Annotated in this window: 19 protein-coding genes; 14 read left to right on the top strand and 5 right to left on the bottom strand. The window is 60.4% G+C overall.

Annotated features, from left to right (window positions below; all coding sequences use genetic code 11):
• Positions 1 to 129: 129 nt before the first annotated feature.
• The 11 genes from AAF358_16840 (at position 130) to fdxA (ending at position 15037) form a co-directional block, all read left to right on the top strand.
• Positions 130 to 1287, top strand: a complete 1158-nt coding sequence (locus AAF358_16840) for a hypothetical protein (GenBank protein MEM7707226.1) — start codon at positions 130 to 132, stop codon at positions 1285 to 1287.
• 114 nt (positions 1288 to 1401) lie between these two features.
• Complete coding sequence (locus tag AAF358_16845; protein ID MEM7707227.1) at positions 1402 to 2169, top strand: alpha/beta hydrolase; 768 nt, start codon at positions 1402 to 1404, stop codon at positions 2167 to 2169.
• A complete protein-coding gene (locus tag AAF358_16850; GenBank protein ID MEM7707228.1) occupies positions 2150 to 3160 on the top strand; it encodes a membrane dipeptidase in 1011 nt (336 codons plus the stop codon). The genes AAF358_16845 and AAF358_16850 overlap by 20 nt, the downstream gene beginning before the upstream one ends.
• Before the next feature lie 136 nt (positions 3161 to 3296).
• Positions 3297 to 4244, top strand: coding sequence for an AraC family transcriptional regulator (locus AAF358_16855; protein ID MEM7707229.1), 948 nt, complete (start codon positions 3297 to 3299; stop codon positions 4242 to 4244).
• A 125-nt stretch (positions 4245 to 4369) separates the two neighbouring features.
• On the top strand, positions 4370 to 6499 hold the full coding sequence (locus tag AAF358_16860) for a TonB-dependent receptor (GenBank protein MEM7707230.1): 2130 nt from the start codon (positions 4370 to 4372) through the stop codon (positions 6497 to 6499).
• A 27-nt stretch (positions 6500 to 6526) separates the two neighbouring features.
• Positions 6527 to 7879 (top strand): MFS transporter, encoded by a 1353-nt coding sequence (locus AAF358_16865; protein ID MEM7707231.1) that lies wholly within the window; start codon positions 6527 to 6529, stop codon positions 7877 to 7879.
• 9 nt (positions 7880 to 7888) lie between these two features.
• A complete protein-coding gene (locus AAF358_16870; GenBank protein MEM7707232.1) occupies positions 7889 to 9595 on the top strand; it encodes a DUF885 domain-containing protein in 1707 nt (568 codons plus the stop codon).
• Positions 9592 to 10842 carry an FAD-dependent oxidoreductase gene (locus AAF358_16875; GenBank protein ID MEM7707233.1) on the top strand — a complete coding sequence of 417 codons (1251 nt, stop codon included), beginning with the start codon at positions 9592 to 9594 and terminating at the stop codon, positions 10840 to 10842. Before AAF358_16870 ends, AAF358_16875 begins: the two co-directional genes overlap by 4 nt.
• A 9-nt stretch (positions 10843 to 10851) precedes the next feature.
• Positions 10852 to 14016 carry an alpha/beta fold hydrolase gene (locus AAF358_16880; GenBank protein MEM7707234.1) on the top strand — a complete coding sequence of 1055 codons (3165 nt, stop codon included), beginning with the start codon at positions 10852 to 10854 and terminating at the stop codon, positions 14014 to 14016.
• Positions 14013 to 14693, top strand: a complete 681-nt coding sequence (locus tag AAF358_16885; GenBank protein MEM7707235.1) for a nitroreductase family protein — start codon at positions 14013 to 14015, stop codon at positions 14691 to 14693. The genes AAF358_16880 and AAF358_16885 overlap by 4 nt, the downstream gene beginning before the upstream one ends.
• A 5-nt stretch (positions 14694 to 14698) precedes the next feature.
• Complete coding sequence (gene fdxA / locus AAF358_16890) at positions 14699 to 15037, top strand: ferredoxin FdxA (protein MEM7707236.1); 339 nt, start codon at positions 14699 to 14701, stop codon at positions 15035 to 15037.
• On the opposite strand, the gene AAF358_16895 is transcribed toward fdxA, so the two are convergent.
• The 4 genes from AAF358_16895 to AAF358_16910 all read right to left on the bottom strand — a co-directional run bounded on the left by AAF358_16895 (position 15034) and on the right by AAF358_16910 (position 21205).
• The gene (locus tag AAF358_16895; protein ID MEM7707237.1) at positions 15034 to 15402 is read right to left on the bottom strand and encodes a nuclear transport factor 2 family protein; all 369 of its coding nucleotides are present in this window, start codon (positions 15400 to 15402) and stop codon (positions 15034 to 15036) included. The two genes, fdxA and AAF358_16895, sit on opposite strands and share 4 nt — an antisense overlap.
• 164 nt (positions 15403 to 15566) lie before the next feature.
• Positions 15567 to 16586 (bottom strand): Glu/Leu/Phe/Val dehydrogenase dimerization domain-containing protein, encoded by a 1020-nt coding sequence (locus AAF358_16900; GenBank protein ID MEM7707238.1) that lies wholly within the window; start codon positions 16584 to 16586, stop codon positions 15567 to 15569.
• Between the two features lie 130 nt (positions 16587 to 16716).
• Complete coding sequence (locus AAF358_16905; GenBank protein ID MEM7707239.1) at positions 16717 to 19515, bottom strand: serine/threonine-protein kinase; 2799 nt, start codon at positions 19513 to 19515, stop codon at positions 16717 to 16719.
• A gap of 262 nt (positions 19516 to 19777) precedes the next feature.
• Positions 19778 to 21205, bottom strand: coding sequence for a S41 family peptidase (locus AAF358_16910; protein ID MEM7707240.1), 1428 nt, complete (start codon positions 21203 to 21205; stop codon positions 19778 to 19780).
• Between the two features lie 102 nt (positions 21206 to 21307).
• On the opposite strand from AAF358_16910, the gene AAF358_16915 reads away from it, so the two are divergent.
• Positions 21308 to 21775, top strand: coding sequence for an Lrp/AsnC family transcriptional regulator (locus tag AAF358_16915; protein ID MEM7707241.1), 468 nt, complete (start codon positions 21308 to 21310; stop codon positions 21773 to 21775).
• A gap of 7 nt (positions 21776 to 21782) precedes the next feature.
• Here AAF358_16915 and AAF358_16920 read toward each other — a convergent pair whose 3' ends face one another.
• Entirely contained in the window at positions 21783 to 23027 is a 1245-nt protein-coding gene (locus tag AAF358_16920; GenBank protein MEM7707242.1) for an aminotransferase class V-fold PLP-dependent enzyme, read from the bottom strand.
• Between the two features lie 281 nt (positions 23028 to 23308).
• Between AAF358_16920 and AAF358_16925 the strand changes: the two genes are divergently transcribed.
• Together AAF358_16925 and AAF358_16930 are read left to right on the top strand one after the other, a co-directional pair.
• Complete coding sequence (locus tag AAF358_16925; GenBank protein MEM7707243.1) at positions 23309 to 23728, top strand: MerC domain-containing protein; 420 nt, start codon at positions 23309 to 23311, stop codon at positions 23726 to 23728.
• A 94-nt stretch (positions 23729 to 23822) separates the two neighbouring features.
• Positions 23823 to 24248: a transcriptional repressor gene (locus AAF358_16930; GenBank protein MEM7707244.1), complete on the top strand. Its 426-nt coding sequence runs from the start codon at positions 23823 to 23825 to the stop codon at positions 24246 to 24248.
• Positions 24249 to 24280: the final 32 nt, after the last annotated feature.

Raw genomic sequence — 24280 nt, forward strand, 5'->3', positions numbered from 1 at the left:
GTCTATTCAATCGGGAAATAAGCAACACAGGCGAGCGAAAATTAGGCAAACTGCGCGCTGATCGCACGGAATCGAAAAATGGCCAGAACCCCCAACTTGACCGCCTGCTTCTGCGGATTCGCTTTGTTGATGTCAACTCTTGTGGCAGTGGCGTCGCCGCGAGTTCTATTTAGTCATTACGCGCCGGACGAGAGCGGGCTGTCGCTGACGGTCGACGGGCAGCCACTGACGCCGACGCTGCAGTTCGGCGAAACGGATGCCCAATATCGATTGTTTGATTCAACGCCTCAGACTTTCGCGGTAATCGACGCCGGCGGCGCCGTTCTTGCCAGTCTGGAGACCGAGCTCACGCGCAATGATTTCAGCATGATTGCCTACAACGACGCTGCGGGGGCCGTGCAGCTGAGTCTGCTGGCGGACACCGTTCGCAGCCGCGACGATTCGTCCATCCAAAACACGGTCGTCCGGGCTGGCACTTACGCCAAGCTTTCCTCCGGCTTCGAGTTTGGTTTCGAAAGCCGGACCGACATCGTGGTGGACGACGTCGACTCTTTTGGGGTGATCTTCAACAGTATCGGCAACGGCATCAGAGTCCTAACACCCGACATCTTTGGGACCGGCGTCGATTCGACGGGTGCCATGCGCAACGCGTCGGTAGCGCTTCGGCTTGGCACCGTCGGGGAAGCGCTCAGCGAATTTGAGCAGGTGATTTTCAGTTTCGAAGGCGCGATCGAAGCTGGCACGACGGACCTGTTTGTGATCGGCAACGGTCAGCGTTTTCCGTATCAGGTGGTTCGACGGGTCCGGCCGGGCAATCGCAGTTCGGTGGAAAGCGGGCTGTATGGCGAGCTCGCGATCGTTGGCTCGGGAACACAGGTGGTGGAGTTGGCGGAAGACGGCCGGGTGTACGGGTTGTTGTACAGCTACGACGAGGCTGGGCAGCCGCAATGGTTCTACTTTGACTCGAGCTGCGAAGGCTTGTCGGAAGACGAGGACTTTCGAATGCTTGCGTGCTCCGATCCGGAGATGATTCTGGTATCGGACAACGTCTACGCAATTTCTTTTTATCGCGCCACGGGCGGGGCGCTAACGCCCGGAATCGGTGCCGCCCTGGAGCCTGTCGGGTTTGGCCGACTGCGTCTGCGCACGTTGCTTGATGCGGACCTTCGCCAATCGAGCACCGCAACGATGCGGGTTCGCCTGGGAGACCTCGAGGACATCCTGGCGACCGGAGCTGCGATTCCCAGCGGCGTGAGGTTTGTGTTTGAGCAGCTTCCCGGCGGCTAATGGCGCCAGGCGCCGAGAGGACGTCAGCCCAAAGATCAGTGACGGCAGCACGAACGGGATCACCATGAGTCGTGGCAGACTCTAACGTGGGAAATTCGGGTTGCCGCGATGCCGTTGGATTCAACTACAGGCGTTTACTACGAGGTTCATGGGAATGAGGGGCCGCCCCTCGTCCTGGGTTTTCCCATTTTCGCCTCGATGGCTGACATCCTCGGTTCCGAAGCAAAAGCGATCCGCGATGGATTTCTTGCTGGGCTTACCGATCGATATCGGGTCCTGCTCCTCGACTATCCGAGCATTGGTCGCAGCGAAGAGCTCCCCCCGTCGAAGCTATCGGTTGAGCGGGTATGCCATGACCTGCTAGCGGTCGCTGACGAGGCCGGCTTTGAGCGATTTAGCTACTGGGGCTACTCGTGGGGTGGATGTGTGGGATACCAGCTCGCCGTCAGGACTGAACGGGTCTCCGCGCTGGCGATGGGCGGGTGGCCACCGCTCGGTGGTCAGTACGACGCAATGCTCGCGGCCAGCCGAGAGCAAAAGGACAATCCGCCCCCCGAAGCACAGGTGGTTCTTCGCTCTCCGGCACAGTACGCGCAGTGGGAAACCTTCTACGCGAGCCTCCAGCTTTTTGACGATGACAACGCCTCGAAATCGCTGTCCATCCCGCGACTGGCCTATGCGGGCGCGGACGGAGACACGACCGCAGGGTCTTATACCATTCAGAACGCGTCGATTTTGCGAGACAAGCAAGCGGAGCTCGAGGCGCGCGGCTGGCAGGTTCAGCTGATTGAGGGCGCCGCTCACGAGGACGGACTGAATCCGTCCAAGATACTGCCGATTGTAAGACCCTTCCTGGATCGATATGTCGAACACTCAGGTTAGTTCAGACGCACGAGAGCTCCTTAGCCAAACCCTGGTTTGGGACAACCACGCCTGTATGCCTTTGCGCCATGGCGACGATGATTTTCTGCCGCAGCTGGAGCGGTGCCGGGAGGCCGGCTGTGATGTTGTCAGCCTGAATATTGGCTTCGGCTTCAAAACGCTGGACGAACATCTTCGCACCGCGGCCCTGTTCCGCCGGTGGGTGAGCCAACGGCCCGAGCGTTACCGGCTCGCTAAGTCGCTGAGCGACATTGATGAGGCGCGCGAGTCTGGGCAGCTGGCGATCGTCTTCGACGTCGAGGGCATGGCGCTGCTGGATGAGGGTGACTATGGCCTGGTTTCGATGCTGCGCGAGCTCGGGGTCATCTGGATGCTGGTGGCCTACAACAAAAACAACGCGGCGGGTGGTGGCTGTGCGGATGAAGACCCGGGCCTGACGCCCCACGGTAAGGCCATTCTTAAAGAAATGAAGCGGGTCGGCATGATCGCATGCTGTTCCCACACCGGCCATCGCACGGCGATGGACGTGATGGAAGCCGCCGATAATCCAGTGGTGTTTTCCCATTCCAATGCCAGCGCCGTGCATTCGCACTTTCGCAACATCCCCGACGAGCTGATCCTCGCCTGTGCGGAAACGGGTGGGGTTGTCGGGATCAATGGCATCGGCGAATTTCTGGGGGAGAACGGCGACTATGCGGAGCTCTTACTGCGCCATATCGATCATGTGTCGGAATTGGCAGGTCCCGAGCACGTAGGGCTGGGTCTAGATTATGTGTATGATCAGCAGGAGCTGCTCGACTATCTCAAAGCCCACCCTGAGTTGTTCGGTGTCGACCCCGAACCGAAGGTTCGGATGGCCGGACCCGAAGTGCTGCCAGAGCTGGTGGCCGCCATGCTGCAGCGCGGCTACCAGCAACGCCACATCGAGATGATTTTGGGCGGCAACTGGCGTCGGGTAGCCCAGCAGGTCTGGATCGATGGGCAACGTTAGACCCTTGACCGAGTCGGCCTCTCGATCAGAAGATGTGGCTCTGCCGTACGTGAGCGAGCCCTTGGCCCGAGATCACCAAAGCCCGACTGGTAATACTCAAAAGGTCCTAAGGATCAGGGATCTCAAGCGTCTTGCCTTGCCGCAGGAAGAGCTGGAAGCGCTGCCAAAGGACGAGACATCGCGTTCGCTGCAGCACACCTGTGACGGCGATCAGGAAGTTATTGCGCTGGCTGACGACCTGATTTTCGCCCGTACCGACGTGCCCCATATCGATCAGGCCCCGGACGATCGCCAGTGGTCGATCGACTACAGCGGCTGGCTGTATCTGCATTTTCGCCTCGAAGGCCTGAGCCGGGAAATTCAGCCGGACGGAGAAGTCACCGACCTCGGTGGACAGAGTTTTATCCTGTCGGTGTCGAATGGTCCGTCGTCGACCCGGGAGGTGTTGGGGGAGAAGTGGCGCACGGTAGGCGTGGCCTGCAAACCTTCGTTTATACGGCGCGAGCTGAAGATGGACCCGGCGGATCTGCCGACCGAGCTGGCCCGCTTTCAGGCCGGTGAGGTAGACGCGGAGTTCTGGTACGCCGGCGAACTGTCTCGCGAGATGTTCAGCGTCGCGGGTGCGCTGATGAATCCCCGGATTCACGACAGCATCCGTCCGATCTACATTCGTGCCAAAGCCGTAGAGCTTGTCTGTCTGGCTCTGGATCGTGTTCGCCGGCCTCAGCCGGTGCTGGCAGCGCCGATCAAGCTGACCCAGCACGACGTTCGCTGTCTGCACCAGGCCCGGGCTATCCTCGAGGAGAGCCCTACGGCGCCGACGCTCGATCAGCTGGCGCGACGCGTCGGCGTTAACCGCAACAAGCTCGCCATGGGTTTCAAATACGTTTTTGGTGAGACGGTGGCCGCCTTTCATCGCGAGCACCGGCTGGAGATGGCGCGCGAGATGTTGCGTGATCCCGACGTCAGCGTTGGTCAGGTTGCCGACGCCGCCGGGTACCGGGACGCGGGTAGCTTCAGTAAAGCGTTCAAGCTTCGCTATGGCATGCTCCCATCGGACATGCGTCCCGGCAATCGGACGTGACCTTTCTTTCTACACGGCACACTAAAGTGACGTTCGCCCGATACCGAGTGACGGCGGCCCGACTCAACTAACGTCGCTAATGGCAGACTGAATCCTCCCAAATTCCAGCTGACTGGGGGTGTCTCGTGAAACGTCATTCCAACCTGTTTGTCTCCGGCTGCCTGCTTCTCACCGCCGCACCCGCCGCGACTTTCGCCCAAGACCAATCCGACGACGTGTTTGTCATTGAAGAGATTGTCGTGACGGCGCAAAAGCGGGAAGAACGGGTCTTCGACGTACCGCTTTCGGTGACCGCGATGACGGGTGACGAGATCGCTGAACGCGGCATCACCAACCTGCTGGATGCCCAGTACGCAGTCTCGGGGCTGACCCTCACTGAATTCGGCCCAGGGCAGCAGCGCGCTCAGCTGCGCGGCACCGGTACGGCGGGCGGAGCCACGGGTCTTGCGACCGTGGGTTTCTATATCGACGAGGTTCCGCTCGTGGCCAACGCCGGTGGCGCAGGACCGGATATTCGCCTCCTGGATATGGCGCGAATCGAGGTGCTTCGGGGGCCGCAGCCAACGCTTTACGGTGAGGGCTCCATGGGGGGAACCATTCGGTACATCACCGCTGACCCGGAACTGACAGAGTTTTCGGGCAACGTCGGCGCGAGCTTCGGTTCCGTAACCGACGGCAGTGAATCCTGGCGCGGGCAGGCGGTTGTGAACATCCCGCTGATAGAGAACGAGCTAGGTGTTCGCTTTGCGGTTGCCGAAGAGCAGATCGGCGGCTGGATAGACTCGGTGATCGACGGCCGGGATGATGTCAACGAAGCTGACATCACCACGCTGCGCGGCAAGCTGCTCTGGCAACCCAATGACCGCTTCACGCTGCGCGCGATGCTGCTCACCCAGGATCTGGATCAGCCCTACCAGAACTTTGGCGGTCCGGACCGCACCACCATCACGGGTTTCCCCACGGGGAACCGCGACGAATATGACATCTTTAATCTGACCGCGAGCTACGAGTTTGATCGCTTCACGGTGCTGGGCACCGTTGGCTACATCGATCGCGAGGCAAGCGCCATCTTCGATCTGACCGCCTTCGGCGTTGGGTTCTTCACGGCCCCGCCGGAGTTTGGCGGCTTTGGCCTGCCGCCGGGCCTGATCACCCGGGTCGGACTCACCTCCGACACGGAATACGAGATGTGGTCGCAGGAGCTGCGCCTCACCTCCAACGGTGACGGACCGCTCAACTACAACCTCGGCATTTATCATCGCGATCCGGAAACCGACACCAACTCGGTCACCATCACAGAGCCCAATGCTATCCAGGACCTGATCGGTTTCGACCCCTTTAGCGGCGGGCCCGCTACCAATGAGTCGGATGCCTTTGCGGTCTTTGGTGACGTCAGCTACGCCTTCAATGAGCAGTGGGAAGTGCTGCTTGGCGTGCGCTACTACGAAGATGAACGGACGCAGCGAACGCTGGCGCCGACACCGCGTCAGGCTGAGTTCGACACCACCAACCCGCGGATCAACGTAGCGTGGACGCCAAACGACAACAGCTCGTATTACGCAAACTACGCCAAGGGATTCCGCAGCGGCGGCTTTAACGTCCAGATCCCCGGCTTCAATATCCCACCGGATTTTGGCCCCGAGGACTTCAACTCCTTTGAAATTGGCACCAAGCAAATTGCGCTCGACGGACGCGTGTCCTGGGAGCTTGCCGCGTACTACAACGACTGGACCGATATTCAGGTGCCGGCGCCGGCCGCCGCCATTCCGTTCTTTACGAACGGCGGTGAGGCCTCCGGTCCGGGCGTCGACTTCTCTTTGCGTGCGCTGCTCGGCGAGGAGTTCACGTTGGGTGTGACCTACGGCTGGACTGATATGGAGTACGACACCGATACCGGTGATCGGAACCGAGGCGATTCGCTTGATCTGGTGGCGGAGCGGACCGGCTCTATTTCGTTGGACTGGGCCCGGCAGATCTCCGGCGGCACGGAGCTGCGGGCCCGGGCGGACTATCAGCACACCAGCGGCTTTACGCTGACGGTTCGTCGCCCGCCCTTTAATCAGGTGAATCCGACGGACTCACGTAATGTATTCAACCTGCGTTTCGGCGCCAGCTTCGGTGACTATGAAGCTTACCTGTTTGCCAACAACCTGACGGACGACGACGGGACCCTGTATCCGATCATCGGCACCAACCTGGAGCCGGTGCTGCCGATTCCACGGGTCATCGGTGCTGAGTTTCGGGTATCGTTCTGAGCAGGTTTCGAGTAAGGGAGGGGCACAGTGCCGCAAGCTGGCGGCCCGCTGAAACGGACTGTCCTGGCGGCGTATGCCGCCCCCGCGTTTTCCCAGGCGCTGATACACGGGCCGGTGGGGACCGTGATCCAGGGTATCTATGGTCGGGACTTCGGGGTTGCACTCTCGTCCATCGCGTTCGCGCTGGTTGTATCCAGGATCTTCGACGCGATCACCGACCCGATCATCGGCTATCTGTCCGACCGGTACCGGACCCGCTACGGTCACCGAAAGCCCTGGCTGGTCGTCGGTTCGCTCATTGCGGTGGTCGCCTGCTGGTATCTCTATATTCCGCCGGAGCAGGTGACCGCTGGCTACTTTCTGTTGTGGTTTCTCCTAGCCTATTTTGGCTGGACCGTATCGGAGATTCCCTACCGCGCGTGGATGGCGGACCTCACCGACGATTATCAGCAGCGTACCCGCATCGCCGCTTGGCGCACGTTTGCGCGCTACCTCGGGTTTATCGCTTTCTACGGCATTCCGCTCCTGCCGTTTTTCGAGACCACCGAATTCACGGCGGAGACGTTAAAAGTCACGGCTGTGGTCGCAGCCATCGCTTTGCCGACTACCGCCCTGATTGCTGCCTGGATCGTGCCGCAGGGTGGGGTGGTTGTCAGCGCTGGTCGGCCGAACCTGCGGCAGGTGGTGCCGGCACTGCTGCGCAACAAGCCGCTATTGCTGTTTCTCGCGACGTTTGCCACTGGTGGACTGGCCACCGGCACGGCCTTTGGTCTGCTGTTCTTTTTTGTCGACAGCCACCTGGGGCTTGGCGGCACGCTGGCGCTGCTGTTTGTGCTCGGCGCTCCGATCGGCGCCGTCACCATGCCGTTTTGGGTATGGCTCGCCAATCGTATTGGCAAGGAGCGCTCGTGGGCGATCGCCTACCTGTGCTCCGGGAGCTTTCTCTTGGCCCACCTGCTCATTCCTGCTGGGCCGGAAGGCGAGCTGCTGCTGATCATCATGTTTGTGCTGGTGTTTTCGGTGTCTTCAGCGGGGGTTGTGGTTCCCGCGGCGCTCCTCGCCGACATCGTCGACTACGGGAAGTGGAAGTTCCGCGGCGATTACGCGGGCACCTATTACTCGGTGCAGACCATGGTCGAAAAAGGGGTCGAGGGGCTTGGGGTGGCGCTGGGCCTAGCGGTTGTCAGCTGGTTTGGCTTCGATCCGCAGCTGGATACTCAGACCGAACGAGGCACATTTGGGCTGCTGCTCGGTTTCCCCGTGTTGCCGGCTTTCATGACCCTGCTGACCGTCCCTATTATCTGGCGCTTTCCGATCAACCGGCGGCGGCAGCAGATCATTGTCAAACGGCTCGCGCGCCGCGAGGCCGCCTCATCGTAAGAGAACACCATGTCTGAACCGAGTACACAGCTGGCGGACCTTGCTCAGCGCTACTGGAAGCTGGAGTGTTTTGAATCGCCGTTCAGCGCCATCCTGGCCGGCCAGTCGACCGACGACGCCGTCCTGTTCCGGGAATCGCCGGCTGATCACGACCGGCGCGCCGAGCGAGCGGCGGCGTTGCTTAAGGAGAGTCAGTCTGTCTCCTCCAACGGCCTGGATCCCCAGGATCATGCGACCCTGACCCTGCTGCAGCGTGAGCTTAAGCGGATCGTGGATTTTCATCGGGTAAGCGCGCATCTGCGGCCTTCGCTGTTTCCGGCCGGCCCGGATTTCAATCTGGTTTACTTCGCCAACAGCGCCAGCGCCAATACGGCGCAGGCCGCCGAACTTTTTGTCGAGCGCCTGGCGACGGTTAAGGACTACGTGGCAGACCTCAAAGCCTGTCTTCGGCAGGGGCGGGCTGCGGGCTTCCGGTATCCCGGGCTGGTGCTTGAGCGCGGCGCAGCCGCAGCCCAAGCCAACACGGCCACTGAGCTGTCTGATTCACCCTTCCTCGGGCCGCTGCTGCGTTCGCCGGTCCGCGACACCGACGAGGTAAGAAAGCATCTGTCCGACGCACGACGACTCGTGGAGCAGGATGTGCTGCCGGAGCTTCGGGGCTATGCCGCTTTTCTCACCGACGAGCTGGAGAAAACATCGCGGGAATCGCTGGCCTGCACCGACGATCCGGCCGGACCGGAATTCTATGAGCTGCTGGTAAGTCACTACACGTCGCTCGACAGCTCGGCGGACGAGATTCATGAGCTGGGCCTATCGGAGGTCCAGCGGGTGGAGGAAGAGATGGCGACCGTAGCGGCTGAGGCGGGTTACGAGGGCCGTCTGGAAGACTATCGGGCGTTCATCGGATCAGACCCATCGTTTTATGCGACGTCGCTCGAGGAGCATCACAACACGGTGCTGGCGCTGTGCAAGCGCATCGATCAGCACATCCCCGCCTATTTTGGCCGTATTCCCCGGATTACGTATTCGGTGCGGTGTATTCCCGAAGACATGTCGGAGAACCTGCCGCCCGCCTACGCGCAGCCCAGCCCCGCGGACAACTCGGCCCCGGGCATTTACTGGATCTCCAGCCTGCTGGAGAAGTGTCCCACCTACCTTTATCCCTCGATTACGCTGCACGAAGCGTGGCCTGGACACCTGATGCAGATCGCGCTGATGCAGGAGCAGACCGACCTGCCGGCGTTTCGGCGCAACGGCGCGCTCAAGTACACCGCTTGTATCGAGGGCTGGGCCATGTACTGCGAAAACCTTGGCGAGGAGCTGGGCATGTACCAGACACCCCATGAAAAGATGGGGCGTTTGATCGGCGAAATGTGGCGGTCCGTGCGGCTGGTTGTCGATACGGGGCTTCACACGCGAGGCTGGAGTCGGCAGCAGGCCATCGACTATCTGGCTCGCCTGGCACCCATGCCCCAACCGATGGTGGAAGCCGAGGTGGATCGTTACATCGCGCTCCCCGGGCAGGCGCTGGCCTACCAGCCCGGCAACCTCAAGTTTCGCGAGCTGCGCCAGCGCGCGGAGCGAGAGCTCGGTTCCCGCTTTGATATCCGTTCCTTTCACGACCAGCTGATCGCCGCGGGTCCCGTTACGCTGCCAGTGCTGGATAATCTGACCCAGCATTGGCTCGATCAGCAAAAGGTAACGGTGGCGGCATGAGAACTTTCGACGTGGTGATTGTAGGGGCAGGCATTATCGGGCTGTCGACGGCTTACCAGCTTGGGCGCCGGGGACGCTGCCGCGTTCTGGTACTGGAGAAAGGTCGGGCGGTGGGCGCCGGTTCAACCGGCGCATCGTCAGCCGTTTGCCGGTTCCGCTATTCGCGGGACGACATGGTGGCGCTGGCCCTGGACGGCATCTCAACTTATCGGGACTGGCAGGCATTCACCGAACTCAAAGCGCCCCGCGCCAGCTTTAATCATGATGGGGTGCTGTGGCTCACCGGCGAAGACCGCGAATTTGCGCCCCGGGAGGCGCAGCGAATGTCAGCGCTCGGCATCGCGGCAGAGGTGCTCTACGACGATGATCTGGCGGAGCGGTTCCCCGCGTTCAGTCGGCGGGTCCGCATGCCGGATCTCGAAACCGGTGAAGATCCCGGCGGTGAGGAGGGTGGTGTCCATCTCTTTGAGCCCGATGGCGGCTGGATCGATCCCGTGGCCTCCGCTGAAGATCTGCTCGAGGCGGCCCGAAATCGGGGCGTAACGGTCGAGTTCTCTCAGCAGGTCACCGAAATCAAGCGTGAAGGCGGCCGCGTTACGGGTGTGAAAACCGCTGGCGGTGAGGACATTGCCTGTCCGGTGGTGGTGAATGCAGCCGGCCCTTGGTGCACTCAGCTCAGCGAGGCTGCCGGCGTGACGGTTTCCTGGGATCTGGTGCCGACCCGGATTCAGGTGCTCTATCTCGATCGTGGCGATTCGCTTCCAGGGCATATCCCCGTGACGGCGGACGTCGCCGGCGGGATCTATTTTCGAACGCAAAACAACGGCCAGCAGCTTGTGGTCGGATCGGTTCGGGAAGAAGACGAGCGCGAGGCCGTCGATGACCCGGACCACTTCCAGACCATTCATGACGATGAGTTTGCCTACACCCAGCTGCACCTGCTGTCACATCGCCTGCCTGGGCTGCCTCAGCGCGGCCGGGTTCGAGGCTATTGCGGCCTCTACACGGTGAATCGAGATGATGTTCACCCGGTGCTTGGGGAAACGGAGCTCTCAGGTTTCTGGGTGGCCAACGGCTTCAGCGGGCACGGGTTCAAGATAGCCCCGGCCATCGGCGCGATGATGGCGGACGCTATCGATGGGCCGTTGACCGGCGGCGCAGACAGCTTTACCACAGCCGTACCGCTCCAAGCGTTCGGCGTTGGCCGCGATCCACTCATCCTCGAATCCAGATCGGTGCTTGCGTAGGAGAGAAGCATGGTAGACACACTCTTTGCAGTCTTGAGCCCGGAATACAGCGGCCTGCTGATCGCTGGCGTTTTGCTGGTGGTCTTTGTGCTGCTATTTCGGGTGTCGCGCGGCACGCTGAAGCGCACCTTGTTTGGAGTGCTTAGCCTCGGAAGTCTGGTCCTGGCAATCGGCTCGGTGACCCATCTGCTGCGCGTTGCTGCCGTCAAGCGCGACCATCCGCCGCCGGGTGAACTGTTTGATGTGGGCGGCTACCGCATGCACGTGCTGGCCGAGGGTCCGGACTCGGGCGGCCCACCTGTGGTTTGGCTCGGTGGCGGGCATGCCGGCGGTTTGGTCATGATGCATCTGCACGATCTGCTCAAAGAGCGGGCCCGATCGATTCTGGTGGACAGACCCGGCTCCGGTTGGAGTGAGGTGGGCCCCTTCCCGCGCACCACGGCGCTGGAGGTCGAAGAGGTTTTAGCCGCGCTGCGCGCTTCGGGCGAACCCGGCCCTTACATCTTTGCCGGACACTCCTTTGGCGGCCTGCTGTCGATCAACATTGCGCGTCGTTACCCCGAAGACACTGCGGCGATCGCCATGCTGGACGCAACGCCTCTGGACGTCATCTTTTACGGGCTAGACCGCACGGGCCTGAGCACCTACCGCGACAGCATGATCACCGGCGGGCTGCGCCGGCTCTTTGGTTTTTACCAGACCCCGCCGGACAACGGTTCGCCGATGGATGCGTTGTTCCGGCTCTATATCCAGGCCGGGCAGAATTTTTCTACCGCTTCGATCTTCGAGGAGCTGACCCCGGAAGGACTCATCGATCGCGCGTTTGAGACGGTGGTTTTCGACGGGGAGCTCGGGGATCTGCCGCTGTATCTAATTGCACCTGGCGACGATCCAACGACACAGCCATACGCGGAGTCGGTGGCTGGCGCCGGCGAGAAAGCTGATCGCTTCGTGGCGTTTCTCAAATCGACGCGCGAGCGGTATATGGCGACCACCTCCAACGCCACGCGAATTTACACGCCCGCAGGTACCGGCCACGTTTTTCCTGATCAGGAGCCGCAGTTTGTTGTCGATACCCTGCTGGACATCGTTGGACGCCATGGTGGGACCCCAGCGGAGGCTGGAGCGAGCTATGAAGCGTTGACCACCCGCTGGCCGGGGCCCTACGGTGGGCTCCCGCCGGTCGATCTGGCAACGCCAGCGGACGTAGAGGCGGCCTTCCGGCGTGCGGTGGAAGAAAAGTCGCGCGAGGTTGACGCGATCGCCAGCAATCTCGCGCCCCCGACCTTTGAAAACACGATCGAAGCGTTGGACCGCAGCGGCGTTGCGCTGAGCCGCATTCAGGCGCTCCTGGGCATTTTTGTGAGCACGGCGACCAGCGAAGAGTGGGGCAAGGTTGCGGGTCAGACCGCGCCGCTTGCGGCGACCCTGGAAAGTGGGATTGCCCACAACGCTGAGCTCTTTGCCCGCGTACAGACGGTTTACGAGGCCCTGCCCGCTTCTGCGCCCGACGAGCAGGCCAGCCGGCTGGTTTCTGTGATTCGAGAGCGCATGCTCCATCAGGGTGCAGCGCTGAGCGACGAGCAGAAAGCGCGCCTCGGCGAACTGAACGGCAAGCTCGCTGAGCTGCGGACGACCTTTGCCCGCAACGCGAGTATGGACGAGGCAAAACAAGTCGTTTTTGTGGAAGATTCGGCAAGACTAAACGGTCTGCCCGAACCACAGCTGGCAGCGGCCAAGAAAGCTGCTGAGGATAAAGATCGGCCCGATGCCTGGGCCATTCCCATCTCCCGGCCAAGCGTCTGGCCAGTGCTCACCAACGTTGATGATCGGAGCCTTCGTCACGAAGTCTGGCGGCTTTGGGCTAAACGTGGCGGCAATGATGGCGAGCTGGACAACCGCCCCGTGACGAGCGAGATCCTGAAGCTTCGGGGTGAAAAGGCGAAGCTACTGGGCTATCCAACGTTTGCCCATTACCAGACTTCGGTGCGGATGGCGGGCTCACCCAACACCGCCATGGATCTGATGATGTCAGCCTGGGAAAGACTCCTGATCGTCACTGAAAACGACTTGGCAGAATTGCAGGCGATTGCGGACAGTGAGGGCGCCGACTTTGCGCTGCAGCCGTGGGATCGGCTCTATTACGCCGAGAAATACCGGCAGCAGACTTTCAATCTCAGCGCCGAGGACGTCTTGCCATACCTGTCGATGGATAACGTGATCGACGCCATGTTCCACACTGCCAAAGAGGTCTACGGTTTTACGTTTCGGGAGCTGGATGACGTTGCGGTGGTCTCGCCGGATATTCGCGCATTTGAGGTCTCCCGAGCGGGCGAGGTGACCGGTGTGATCTGGATGGATCTCTACGCGAGACCCGGGAAAGGTCCGGCCTCCTGGGCGTCCCAATACCGCGCTGCCTCCGATCTCACGGGACGATCGCTACCGCTTGTCGCGCTGCATTCGGCAGCTCAGAAACCCGCTGGCGATGGGCCGGCGCTGCTGCCATGGGAACGCGCCAACGTGATTTTTCACGAGTTTGGCCACACCTTGCAGACGCTGTCGAATACGTCTGCCTACCCGTCGCTAGGGGCGCTGAACGCTCCCTGGGACTTCATCGAGGTCCCGGCCTTGCTCCATGAGCGCTGGCTGATTGATGGCGGGCTGCTCGAGCGGTTTGCCCGCCACCACGAAACCGGCGAGCCGATCCCTGCGGACCTTCTGGCGCGGCTGAAGCAGTCGCTCAACTATGATCGCGTCTTCAGCGCGACGCTCAACTTTCTGGGCACGTCAATCGTCGACATGCGGTTACATCTCCTGGCCGACGGAAGGGATATCGACGTAGTGGCCACCGAGAAGGCGGTGCTGGAAGAGCTGAAGATGCCGCAGGCGGTCGATCTGATCCTTTACTCGCCTCACGCGTTTCATACGTTTGCCACCGAGCAGTACCCGGCCGCCGTGTATACCTACCTCTGGTCCGACGTGATCGCGGCGGACATCGGCTCGGTGTTTCTGGATGCGCCCGGCGGGCTTTATGACCAGGACGTTGCTGCTGCCTACCGTGACCAGATCCTGGATCCCGGCAATGCGGTCGACGTCGCTGAGGCCGTAAGGGGTTTTCTTGGTCGGGACCCCGATCCTGATGCACTGATGCGGCGGTTTGGTCTGCTGCCATGAGCAAACTGGACTACGAGCCGATTCCGCTTCCGGACCGGTTTGATTTCAGCGAAAGTGAGATGCGTGATCGCGTTTCGCGCTATCTCAACCATATCCGCAAGCGACACAGCGTTCGGGAGTACTCCGATCGCCCGGTTCCCAGAGACGTGATCGAAAACTGTCTGCGGGCCGCGGGTACCGCGCCCAGCGGCGCCAATCATCAGCCCTGGCATTTTGTGGCCGTCGGCGACCCCTCGATCAAACATCAGATTCGACTCGCCGCGGAAAAGGAAGAACAGTCTTTCTACGGCGGCAAGGCCGGCGACCAGTGGCTTGCGGATCTGAAGAAGGTCGGCACAGATGCCGACAAACCGTACCTGGAAATTGCCCCTTGGCTGATCGCAATTTTCGCGCAGCGAAGAGGCGTGGATGAGGCCGGCGCACAGCGTAAGAACTACTACGTGCCGGAGTCAGTCGGTATTGCGACGGGCTTTTTGATTAACGCCCTGCATGAAGCGGGGCTGGTGACACTGACCCATACACCGAAGCCAATGAACTTTCTCAGCGACATTCTGGGCCGCCCGGAGAGCGAGCGTCCTTTCATTCTGCTGATAACAGGCTATCCCGCTGACGATGCCATAGTGCCACGCTATGCCAAGCAGAAGAAACCGCTTGAAGAGATCGCGACCTTTTTCTAAGCGTTATGACGTACGTTGTCACCGAGCATTGCATTCGCTGCAAATACATGGAGTGTGTCGAGGTCTGCCCCGTGGACTGCTTCTACGAGGGGGCCAATATGCTGGTCATCGATCCGGACGGCTGTATCGACTGTGGGGTCTGTGAGGGTGAGTGTCCGGCGGAGGCCATTTTGCCCGACACCATGACGGAGGCTCAGCGCTGGCTCGATCTCAACGCGCAGTGCAGCCAGCAGTGGCCGGTGATCACCAAACGCAAGCCGCCGCCGGAAGACGCTGAGTCATTTGACGGGCAAGACAACAAGTTTGACGAGCACTTTGATCCGGCCGCCGGCGCTGGCGATTAATCCCGAACGTAGTCGCTGCCAATAGCAAGATACGTGTTCCGGCTGGTGACCTTCCCGGCTTCGTTGAAACGCCAGCAGTCCGCAAAGCCAATCTTCTTGCTGGAACCGTCGGCGCCGCAGCCCTGAAACTCACCGTCGACCAGCACCGTGTCGTCGCAGGACGCAACGTTCGTCAGCGTGTGGCGACCCTCAATCTTTCGTTCGCTGCGATAAAACTGCTCGATCGCGGTTCGGTCCTTGTAGACCTCGCTCGCCCGGTCGTAGACAGCGTCCTCGGCAAACAGATTGATCACCCAGTCGACGTCCCCGGCATCAACCCGGTTGTAGTAGTTGATTACCTTGCTTTCCCAGCGGCTGGAGGTCATAGCGTGCACCTCGATTTTTGTGCATAACCAATGACGACAGACGGTATCAGTCAGCGCGCGGCGCGCCCATGGAGTGACAGTTGAAACTAACGATGGCACAAAAAGCAGTGACGGAAGGCCAGGAGCGGGTCTCCCCGACCGAGAATATTCAGAGGTGAGGCCTGTTAGCGAAAACGAGCTTCCGCAATCTGATCAGCGGCGTAGGCCATGCTGCAGTCATTGGCTTTAGAGAACTGGTGACATTCCTGGAGCGTTTCACCAAGGCTGTCCAGGTGGCCCTTTAGGTCGTCGCGGGACGCCTCGTTGAGCTGGTAGTGCAGATCAATGATGCCGCCGGCGTTAGCCAGGTAATCGGGGCAATAGAAAATTTCGCTGTTCGCCAGCTGGTCAGCGACGGTGTTGTCGGTCAGCTGGTTGTTGGCCCCACCGCATACCACCTGACAATTCAACTCGGGGATTGAACGGACTGACAGGACGCCGCCCAGAGCGCAGGGCGCAAAAACGTCGCACGGGGTGCTGGCAATCTCGTCGATCGAAAGGGTTTCTCCGCCATTAGCGGCGGCAACTTCCTGCGCCCGCTCCAACGCCACGTCCGCGACTTTCACAGAGGCACCGTCCGCCGCCACGAGCTTAGCCAGCCGTGCGCCGACGTTTCCGACACCCTGAATAGCCACCGTCATCCCGGCAAGCGAGTCGGCGCCGTACCGGAGTCGAACTGCTTCTCGCATACACACAAGCACGCCGTAGGCGGTTGAGCTGGAGGCGTTTCCGGCACCTGGCTGGATACCGCCGACGTGGGCCGTACGTTCGCCGATGAGAGCGATATCCTCCAGCGTTGTCCCCGAATCGAAGGAGGTGATATAGCGGCCACCCAGCTGCTCGACCAGGTCACCCATGGCGTGGAGTAAGGCCGGCGTCTTGTCCTGGGCAGGCTCGCCGATGATCACCGCTTTGCCGCCGCCGAATGGAATGTCGCCGATCGCACATTTGTAGGTCATACCTTTGGAGAGCCGCAGCACGTCCCTCAGCGCGCTGGATTCATCGGGGTAAGCCATCATGCGGCAACCGCCGATGGCCGGCCCGCGCTGTCGATTGTGGACCGCGATAATGGCTTTCAGGCCGCTGTTCGGCTCCTGGCCGAACAATACCGATTCGTGTTCATAGTCGGGGTGCTGGAATAGCATCTGATCGTCACTTTTTCCGTAAAGAGCAGCGCCGTTTACGCCACAGAGACCGTAGCAGGCCCGTCGGACTTGGCCTACGCGCCTTGCGAAACAAATGACGATAGCCCAGGCCTGGGTGACGGCTCGCCATTCATTGACGACGCGCTTCCCACACCTCCAGCGCTTCCTCGTTGCCCAACCCTTCGTAGACCTCGATAAGATCCGGGATGATCAGTTGGGTATGCCGGCCTTCTTCGCCGACGGCTTCAACCAGAATGTCATAGGCCCTCAGGAGTTCCTCCTCGGCCTCTGCGAGGCGTTGAGCCCGCAGCAGAAAGGTCCCGTACTTGCCAATGATCACACCCAGCTCACGGCCCTTCAAAGACCGGTTGGCCTCATCCCGCGCCCGGAGCAAAAACGGTCCCGCTTCCTCGACCTGACCGGCCATTATGTGCGTAAAACCGATGTTGCTGAGGGTGTTTAGCGTGTCCGGATGTTCAATGCCCAGCGTTTCTTCGCTGACGGCAAACGCCTCGTGAAACAAGGGTATCGCCTGAGCAAAATCGTCAGTCTGCTGATAGAAACCAGCGAAGTTGTTCAGTGCGATCAGCGTATTGGGGTGTTTTGGACCGAGCATCCGCTGCCTGATCTCGAATACCTCTCGAATCAGGCCTTCTGCTTTGTCCATCTTTCTCTGGTATAGCGACAGGATGCCCAGGTTGCTGATGAGTACCTGGGTCTGAGAATGGTCGCTTCCCAGAAGCTGTCGGGAATCCTCCAGACAGCGCTCGAAAAGCTCGAGCGACTCATCGGGTCGACCCATTTTGTAGTAGTGTGCGCCCAGATTGCCGCGGGTAGTGGTGGCTTGAACGTTCGGGTCGCCAAGCACCCGGTCAGCCGTTTCGATAGCCTCCAGCATCAGCGCCTCAGCCTGATCGTTGTCCACCGTTGAGAGCATATTGCCGAGCGCATTCATAGCGGACATGGTGTCTTCGTGTTCATTGCCCAGCACTGCACGGCGGCCGGCCAGGACCTTGTCGTAAATCCCGATGGCCTCATCACGCATCTGTTGGCCGCTGTAGTTCAGGCCGAGGTTGTAGAGCGTGGTCAGCGTCTGTGGATTCTGCGGGCCCAGCAATTCTGTTCGTTTCCCGAGGGTTTCGGTCAAGAACTTGTCGGCATCTTGGTGCTCACCAAGCTCTAACAGCGTGGCGCCGTAGTTGTTCATCGCTTCAAGCGTGTTCGGATGATCCGGCCCGAAGAGGCTCATCGACTCATCCAGTACCTGATTGCCAAGAGTCTTCGCCTCTTCGTACAGCCCGATCTCGTAGTAGGTTTTCTGGATCGATGCGGTCAACGTCAGAGCTACGGGTGTAGCGTCCTCGTATTCGCTCTGGATGGCGTTGAAGGATTGCGCGAGGATATTCTCATCGAGCATCGCCCGACCGGCGTCGGTGAAGTTCACGCGCCGCAACGCCTCATCAAATTGCTGGAGCACCGCAGCAATGTCGTCTTCGCTCGCGCCGTCTGCTGCACGCACCGCTTCGATTCGCTTGCGGAGATCGTCGCGCATCCATAGACCTAGCGACTGGGCATCGATACGCTGAAGCATATCGGCCTGGAACTGAGCCACCTGCTCAAGCTCGCTCCGAGCCTGCTCCACACGAATCCGCTGCAAATTGGTCTGGATCAACGCGAGGACAACCGTTGCCGCGACGGTCGCCGCTAACGCCAGGGGAAGCTTGTTGCGTTTAGCGAACTTACGAAGCCGATAGCGCGCGCTGGGCGGCCCGGCGTCAACCGGCAGATCCTTCAAAAACCTTTCGAGATCGTCGCCGAGACCCAGCGCCGTGTCGTAGCGCCGTCCTCGTTCCTTTTCCATGGCCTTCAGCACAATCCAGTCGAGCTCGCCACGGATTCGCCGAGACAAAGCGTCCGGGTTGCCGGGGTTTGGCGTCATCGCGTCGGAATCGGCATCGAGCTTTTGCGAAATACGCGCGCTGGGTTTAGGCGGTGTTTCCTCGCAAAGTCTGCGCTGCACTTCCGCAAAACCCGCTTGCCTGAGGGTTTCCATATCGAAGGGAAGTCTCCCGGTCAGCAGGCGGTAGAGCAGAACCCCAAGCGCGTAAACGTCGGCCCGGGTATCAACATCTGAGCCTGAAATCTGCTCGGGGCTCATATAGGCCGGTGTGCCGACAAGCTCACCCTCGCGGGTATACAACGTAACCTCAGCCAGGTCGCCGGACTTGATCTTTGCAATGCCAAAATCGATAACAATCGGCGTTGCCACCCCGTCAGCTTCGCTAACCAACACGTTTGATGGCTTCAGGTCGCGATGAATAATCCCCTTCTGGTGCGCATGCTGCACCGCTTTGCAGACTGGAATGAGCAGCTCGATGCGCTGCTCAACGGTAAGCCCATGTTTATCGCAGTAGTCGGTGATCGACTCGCCGTGCACCAGCTCCATCACAAAGTAGGGGCGGCCGCGAGGCGTGGCGCCCGCATCGAGGATCTTCGCAACGTTTGGGTGTTCCAGCACCGCTAACGCCTGTCGCTCGCTCTCGAAGCGCGCCAGCAATGACTCGGTATCCATGCCCGCCTTGAGCACCTTTAGCGCGACCTGGCGCTTGACCGGCTCGTTCTGCTGGGCTTCATAAACCACGCCGAAGCCGCCGGTACCGAGCCGCTTCGTAAGCCGGTAGGGTCCGATCTGTGAGCCGAGATCCTCTTCGTTGACCCCTGAATCCAGGCTGCTGGCGATTTCTAAGCCGCCGCCGGTTCGGAGCAGCTTGTTGCGGATGTCAGCCTGCCGAAGCTCCTCCACAATCGCCTCTCGAAGGGCGCCATCGTCGCCGCACGATGCATCGAGAAACGCGTCGCGGTCTGCATCTGGGAGGGTTGCTGCTTCTTTGGCGAGCGCTTGTGCTTTGGACCGTTGGTCTTCATTCATGAGTGTATGCAACTCCGCCCCGGTCAAGGATTTGACGTTTAAGGGTGCCTCTCAATGACATAGATCGCAAAAGACCGACTATCTCCGCCATTGAGCAAAGGGAAGGGGTAGGCGCGGTGGAAACCGAATCCCCCTTTTATTCCCAGGGAGCAAGGAGCCCGGCGCACAAGCTTCCATTCATGAAGAGGCGAGCGCTTGCGGCTTGATGTAACCTCGGCGCGTGGCCGGGATGCGGTTGGGCTTCAGCGCGAGCGATGTGGCTTTAGCGTTGCGGGTGCCGCCCGTCAATGAGCTTCACGAGCTGACTGACCGCATCGAGGTAGCCGTTGAGTGGATCGTTGGGATCGAAGACGGGAATGGAAATTTTAGGCGGGATCCCTCGCGCTTCCCACAACACGTCCTCATGATCGCGATAGATTTCGCTCGACAGGGATAGCTCCCAACCGTTGGGCAAGGACCGGGAAAGTACGTCTGAAAGCGCGCCCCGCGTCGTCTCGCCCACGTGGGTGACGTTGGACATCGGACGCATGGCGAGCGTCGCGATCTCGCCGGCACTGACGGTCACGTCTGAGGTCAGCAGATATACCGGTCCGGTAAAGCGCGGCTGTTCAGCCGGCTCGATGACATACCAAAAGGGCTTCGCGTCAGGATCGTTGGCGGAGATCTTGGAGTAGGCCCGAACAGACTCACGGGCGAACCGGCGAGCGAGCTGGCGACTGATGTAGTCGTAGCCGCCGTAATTCATGGCCAGATTCACAATTACGGCTTTGACTGAATGCGCCTCGAACAGCGCCATAGCCTCATCCAATGCTCGCTCAAGCACTTCGCTTTCGGTCTCACCTTCGGCTTCGATAAAGCCTCCCATGGTCAGGAGGGCAATCATGCCGATATCGTCGGAAACGATGCCGAACTGGATCGCTTCGTCGCCGGCCATCACCCCCGCACCGCCCAGTAACGTTTGCTGTGTGTCCTGCCGCCAGAACTTGCGGCGGTATTCCGCGCGAACCTTCATGGGGTTTTGCCCGGCCGCAACGGCGCGTCGGAACAAACCGCGTTCGGTTTTCCCCGGATTGGCGTCGAAGGTGGTTCGACCGTCGTCCAGCTCAACCACCAGTTCGACGTGCGCGTCGCGAAGTCCCGCGAGCATCTCCCGAAACAGCGTGAACGGCGCCCTCGGCGGCATGTCCGCTTCGACCTTCTGGCCCGCCTCCGCGACCCGCTTCGTCCAGCTCACGTCGTACCGATCAAAAAAAGGATAGAACGCGCTGAACGCGTCGGTGAAAACCTGGAAGTTGCCGGCCGGAGTATCGGGAACCGTTGATCGACATGCCGCCAGCATTTCCGGAAGGCGGATAAATCGATACTCGTAGGGCTCAACGTCGGCTGAAAGCAGCAGTTCATTGCCGTTGTCTGCGAGGCGAAATTTGTCGAAGTACTCGTCGATGAACGACGCCTCGGTCTCAATGGCGACGCAGGACTCTCCGCTGACCTCATAGTAGGCAGGGGAGGCGCGACGCAGATCGATCAACTCCCCATAGGCGGCTGAATACCAGATCGCCTGCAGTGCGGGATCGCTGGTGGTCAGCAGCCCCGATTGATCGTCGCCGCCCGTTTCAGTCGGTTCGTTGGACGACGAAGCAGCGCAGCCGGTCAGCAGAGCCGTAAGGAAAAGAAGAGTCAGTTTCAGCACGCACCGGTCCCTAGGTTTTGTTCAGGCTAGCAGCGTTTGGCTTGCCTAAATTCGCGAAATTCGCTATTGAATCCTAAAAAATCGCTTAAAAATGGAATATAAATGGCGAAAATCGCCGATATGGATGATTTCGATCACAAGATCCTTAGCCTGATCCAGCAGAACAACCTGCTGACGCACAATCAGATCGGTGAGCACATCGGTTTATCACCCTCCGCCGTTCGCCGTCGGCTGGGCGAGCTGCGGAAGCGTGGTGTGGTCATCGCAGACGTGGCGAGGGTGCATCCCGACGACTTCGGCGTCACGTTGATCGTGACGGTCAGCTTTGGCGAGGAAACCCCCGCCACCTACGACGAGTTCGACAGACAGATGCGGGATTTGGCACCCGTCAAGCAGAGTTACCACGTCGCCGGGTCAAACGATTACGTGGTCATCGTTCACGGCCCGAGTCTGAGGTGGTTTGAGCAATGGGGCCGGGATGTGTTCATGAGTAATCCGGCCATCAGGCGCTACAGCACCAGCGTTGTCTGGTCCTGCAAGAAGTTTGAAACCGCCATAGCAACCGCCTAGCCGCTCGCTAGGCGTTCGACAGAACGTTGATCGCTTCGCTGAAGCGGGTGAGATGGTTAGTGGTATTGAAGACGTTCGGCGATACGTACACTCCGTCTTTAGGCCCCGGAAAGTTGCCGAAGACGTAAAACCCGAACCGCTCACGAAGGGTCCTCGTCAGGTCCGTGCCGGTCCAGCCGTCAACCACAACCCGTGCCAGCCCAGCTCGCCGGCTTTCGTCCGCCTCACCGATCACTTCGACCCCACGTACGTTCTCGAGCCGAGTCATAAGAAAAGCGAGGAGCGCACGCAGCCGATCTGCCTTCCGTTCGGGACCGATGTGCTCATAGAAGTCGATCGCTTGCCCGATCGCGGCCACCGCTGCGCCGTCGCGGGTACCGATCGACTCATACTTCCTGATGTCTTCCTTATCGTTCCTGACGCCATACAGCGGCCAGAGGTCGGCAATGCGATCCTGGCGAACGTACAGAGCGCCGGTGCCGAGCGGCGCGTTGAGCCATTTGTGCAGCGACGTCGCGTAGTAATCGCAGCCGAGCTCCCTCATGTTTACCGGTATATGGCCGAAGCTAAGCGCACCATCCACCAGCAGCTGGGCGCCGCCGTCATGCGCAAGCTTGGCCAGCTCCTGCACCGGCAGGACAAATCCCCAGGAATCGACGATATGGCTGGCGACCAGCAGGCGGGTGCGCGCGGACATCTGCTCCGCAAAGCCGTTTAGGACCTGGTCGCGTGAGGGAGCCAGCGGAATCTCGGCTTTTACCAAATTGATGCCGAATCGTTCCGCGATAGGTTGGAAAGCTCGCAGGGCGTAAGAATCTTCGAACGGGCTGACCAGCACTTCGTCACCCCGCCGCCAGGACAGTCCCTGCGCAACCGTGTTGAGGCCCTCGGTGGTATTTCGGGTCAGCGCGAGTTCCTCCGCATCGCAGCCAAACAGCCTCGCGAGTCGGGTACGATGCCTCTCCCGGTACGCAAGCAGCTGGTAGTTAAACGGTCGTGGTTGGCTCGCGGCCAGGCGCAGGTATCGGGCCTGCGCTTCGACGACGGATCTGGGGAGCGGGTTGTTGCCCCCGCCGTTCAGAACCGTGTACCGACCGTCCAGGTCGTATTGGAGAGCGATGTTGGCCCAGAAGTCTTCATCGGGTGCCTCAGCCGTGGACGTCTCAAACGACCGCGCCGGTTGGCCGATTGCAGTTGCGCTGGCGGCGACTAGGCCAGCGCCCAGTAGATTTCGTCGAGCAACGTTGATCATGCCAGGCTCCTCATTTAGCTACACCGCTGGGTGTCGGCACCCGCTTTGGTCGGGCGAGCCGGTGGGTTGGGTTTCTGGAACACCGCGGTGCGATTAGGATACCGGAACCCGCCGGGGTCCCGCTTAGTACGCAGGGATGGTAGTGTAAGTAAGCGAGGCGGCCTTCCCGCATCCTTTGAAGTGTAATAACATATCATTTGGTTGTTCGCGCCGCGTCCGCTGCCTAGAGAAGGTCGCGCAACCGGCACTGACTGACGTCCTTTTGGCCCGAGTTTTCCGCTATGAATTCTGAAGTTGTGAGCCCCGTAACCTCGACACGGTCGCTTGACCTGTGCGCCGCGGGTCTCTCTTTACTGTGCCTCCTGCACTGTGTCGCGCTGCCTTTCCTGGCGGTGCTGCTGCCAGCTACAGCCGTGCTGGCGGAGGCTGAGTGGGTGCACCGGGTCCTGGTTTTTATGGCCGCACCGATCAGCTTTTTTGTGCTGAGCCGGACAACGGCAGAGCAGGGGCGCGCTTTGTTCGCGGTGCTCGCACTGACCGGGCTCGCTCTGCTGTTCTCGGGGGCGTTTGTGGAGGCGCTTGAAGCGCACGAGCAGTGGATCACCGTTGTGGGCGCCTCGCTTGTCGGCGGTGCCCACCTGAATCACTGGTTTCGACAACGGCGGTCGCCAAAGGCACGGCAAAGTCCTGCCAGCGCTTGATGGGCTAGACTGATGACATCACTCGGCAATAGGGAGAGCTGCACTGGGTAAACATATATGCCATCCCGCTGACATTTCAGACAAGTGGCGAAAAATCGCGGAGACTCGCTGCGCAGACCTTGGAGAGCGCCTAACCCCGGCTCGCCTTCTGGCATACGCGGAGCTGGTGGCGAGTAAAAAAGCCCTGTCAGCCTATGAGCTTATCGCCAAGCTGGAAAAGAAAGCTGCTAAAAAGATTGCACCGCTGACGGTGTACCGTCATCTGGACTTCTTGATTCGGGTTGGACTGGTCCATCGGCTCGAATCGATTCAATCGTATGTCGCCTGTGACCACCCCGAACGCAACCATGAGGGGCAGTACCTGCTCTGCTCGCAATGTGGTCAGGTCGACGAGGTTGAGTCATCGAAGGTCGAGCAACTGCTAAACCAGATCGCCGATAATCGCGGCTTTAAGCCGATCAATGCTGTGATCGAGATTGCGGGGCTTTGCGTCAACTGCGCTGAGCAAGGATCCAAGTAGCCTCGTGATCAACGACCTAATTCGTATCCTGA

It is taken from the genome of Pseudomonadota bacterium (assembly GCA_039033415.1).
Taxonomy (GTDB): domain Bacteria; phylum Pseudomonadota; class Gammaproteobacteria; order Xanthomonadales; family SZUA-38; genus JANQOZ01.

Coding starts and splice junctions, on each gene's coding strand:
- AAF358_16885 (MEM7707235.1), top strand. CDS start 14,013: ATGAGCAAACTGGACTACGAGCCGATTCCGCTTCCGGACCGGTTTGAT.
- AAF358_16925 (MEM7707243.1), top strand. CDS start 23,309: ATGAATTCTGAAGTTGTGAGCCCCGTAACCTCGACACGGTCGCTTGAC.
- AAF358_16880 (MEM7707234.1), top strand. CDS start 10,852: ATGGTAGACACACTCTTTGCAGTCTTGAGCCCGGAATACAGCGGCCTG.
- fdxA (MEM7707236.1), top strand. CDS start 14,699: ATGACGTACGTTGTCACCGAGCATTGCATTCGCTGCAAATACATGGAG.
- AAF358_16895 (MEM7707237.1), bottom strand. CDS start 15,402: ATGACCTCCAGCCGCTGGGAAAGCAAGGTAATCAACTACTACAACCGG.
- AAF358_16875 (MEM7707233.1), top strand. CDS start 9,592: ATGAGAACTTTCGACGTGGTGATTGTAGGGGCAGGCATTATCGGGCTG.
- AAF358_16870 (MEM7707232.1), top strand. CDS start 7,889: ATGTCTGAACCGAGTACACAGCTGGCGGACCTTGCTCAGCGCTACTGG.
- AAF358_16900 (MEM7707238.1), bottom strand. CDS start 16,586: ATGCTATTCCAGCACCCCGACTATGAACACGAATCGGTATTGTTCGGC.
- AAF358_16905 (MEM7707239.1), bottom strand. CDS start 19,515: ATGAATGAAGACCAACGGTCCAAAGCACAAGCGCTCGCCAAAGAAGCA.
- AAF358_16850 (MEM7707228.1), top strand. CDS start 2,150: ATGTCGAACACTCAGGTTAGTTCAGACGCACGAGAGCTCCTTAGCCAA.
- AAF358_16915 (MEM7707241.1), top strand. CDS start 21,308: ATGGCGAAAATCGCCGATATGGATGATTTCGATCACAAGATCCTTAGC.
- AAF358_16840 (MEM7707226.1), top strand. CDS start 130: ATGTCAACTCTTGTGGCAGTGGCGTCGCCGCGAGTTCTATTTAGTCAT.
- AAF358_16920 (MEM7707242.1), bottom strand. CDS start 23,027: ATGATCAACGTTGCTCGACGAAATCTACTGGGCGCTGGCCTAGTCGCC.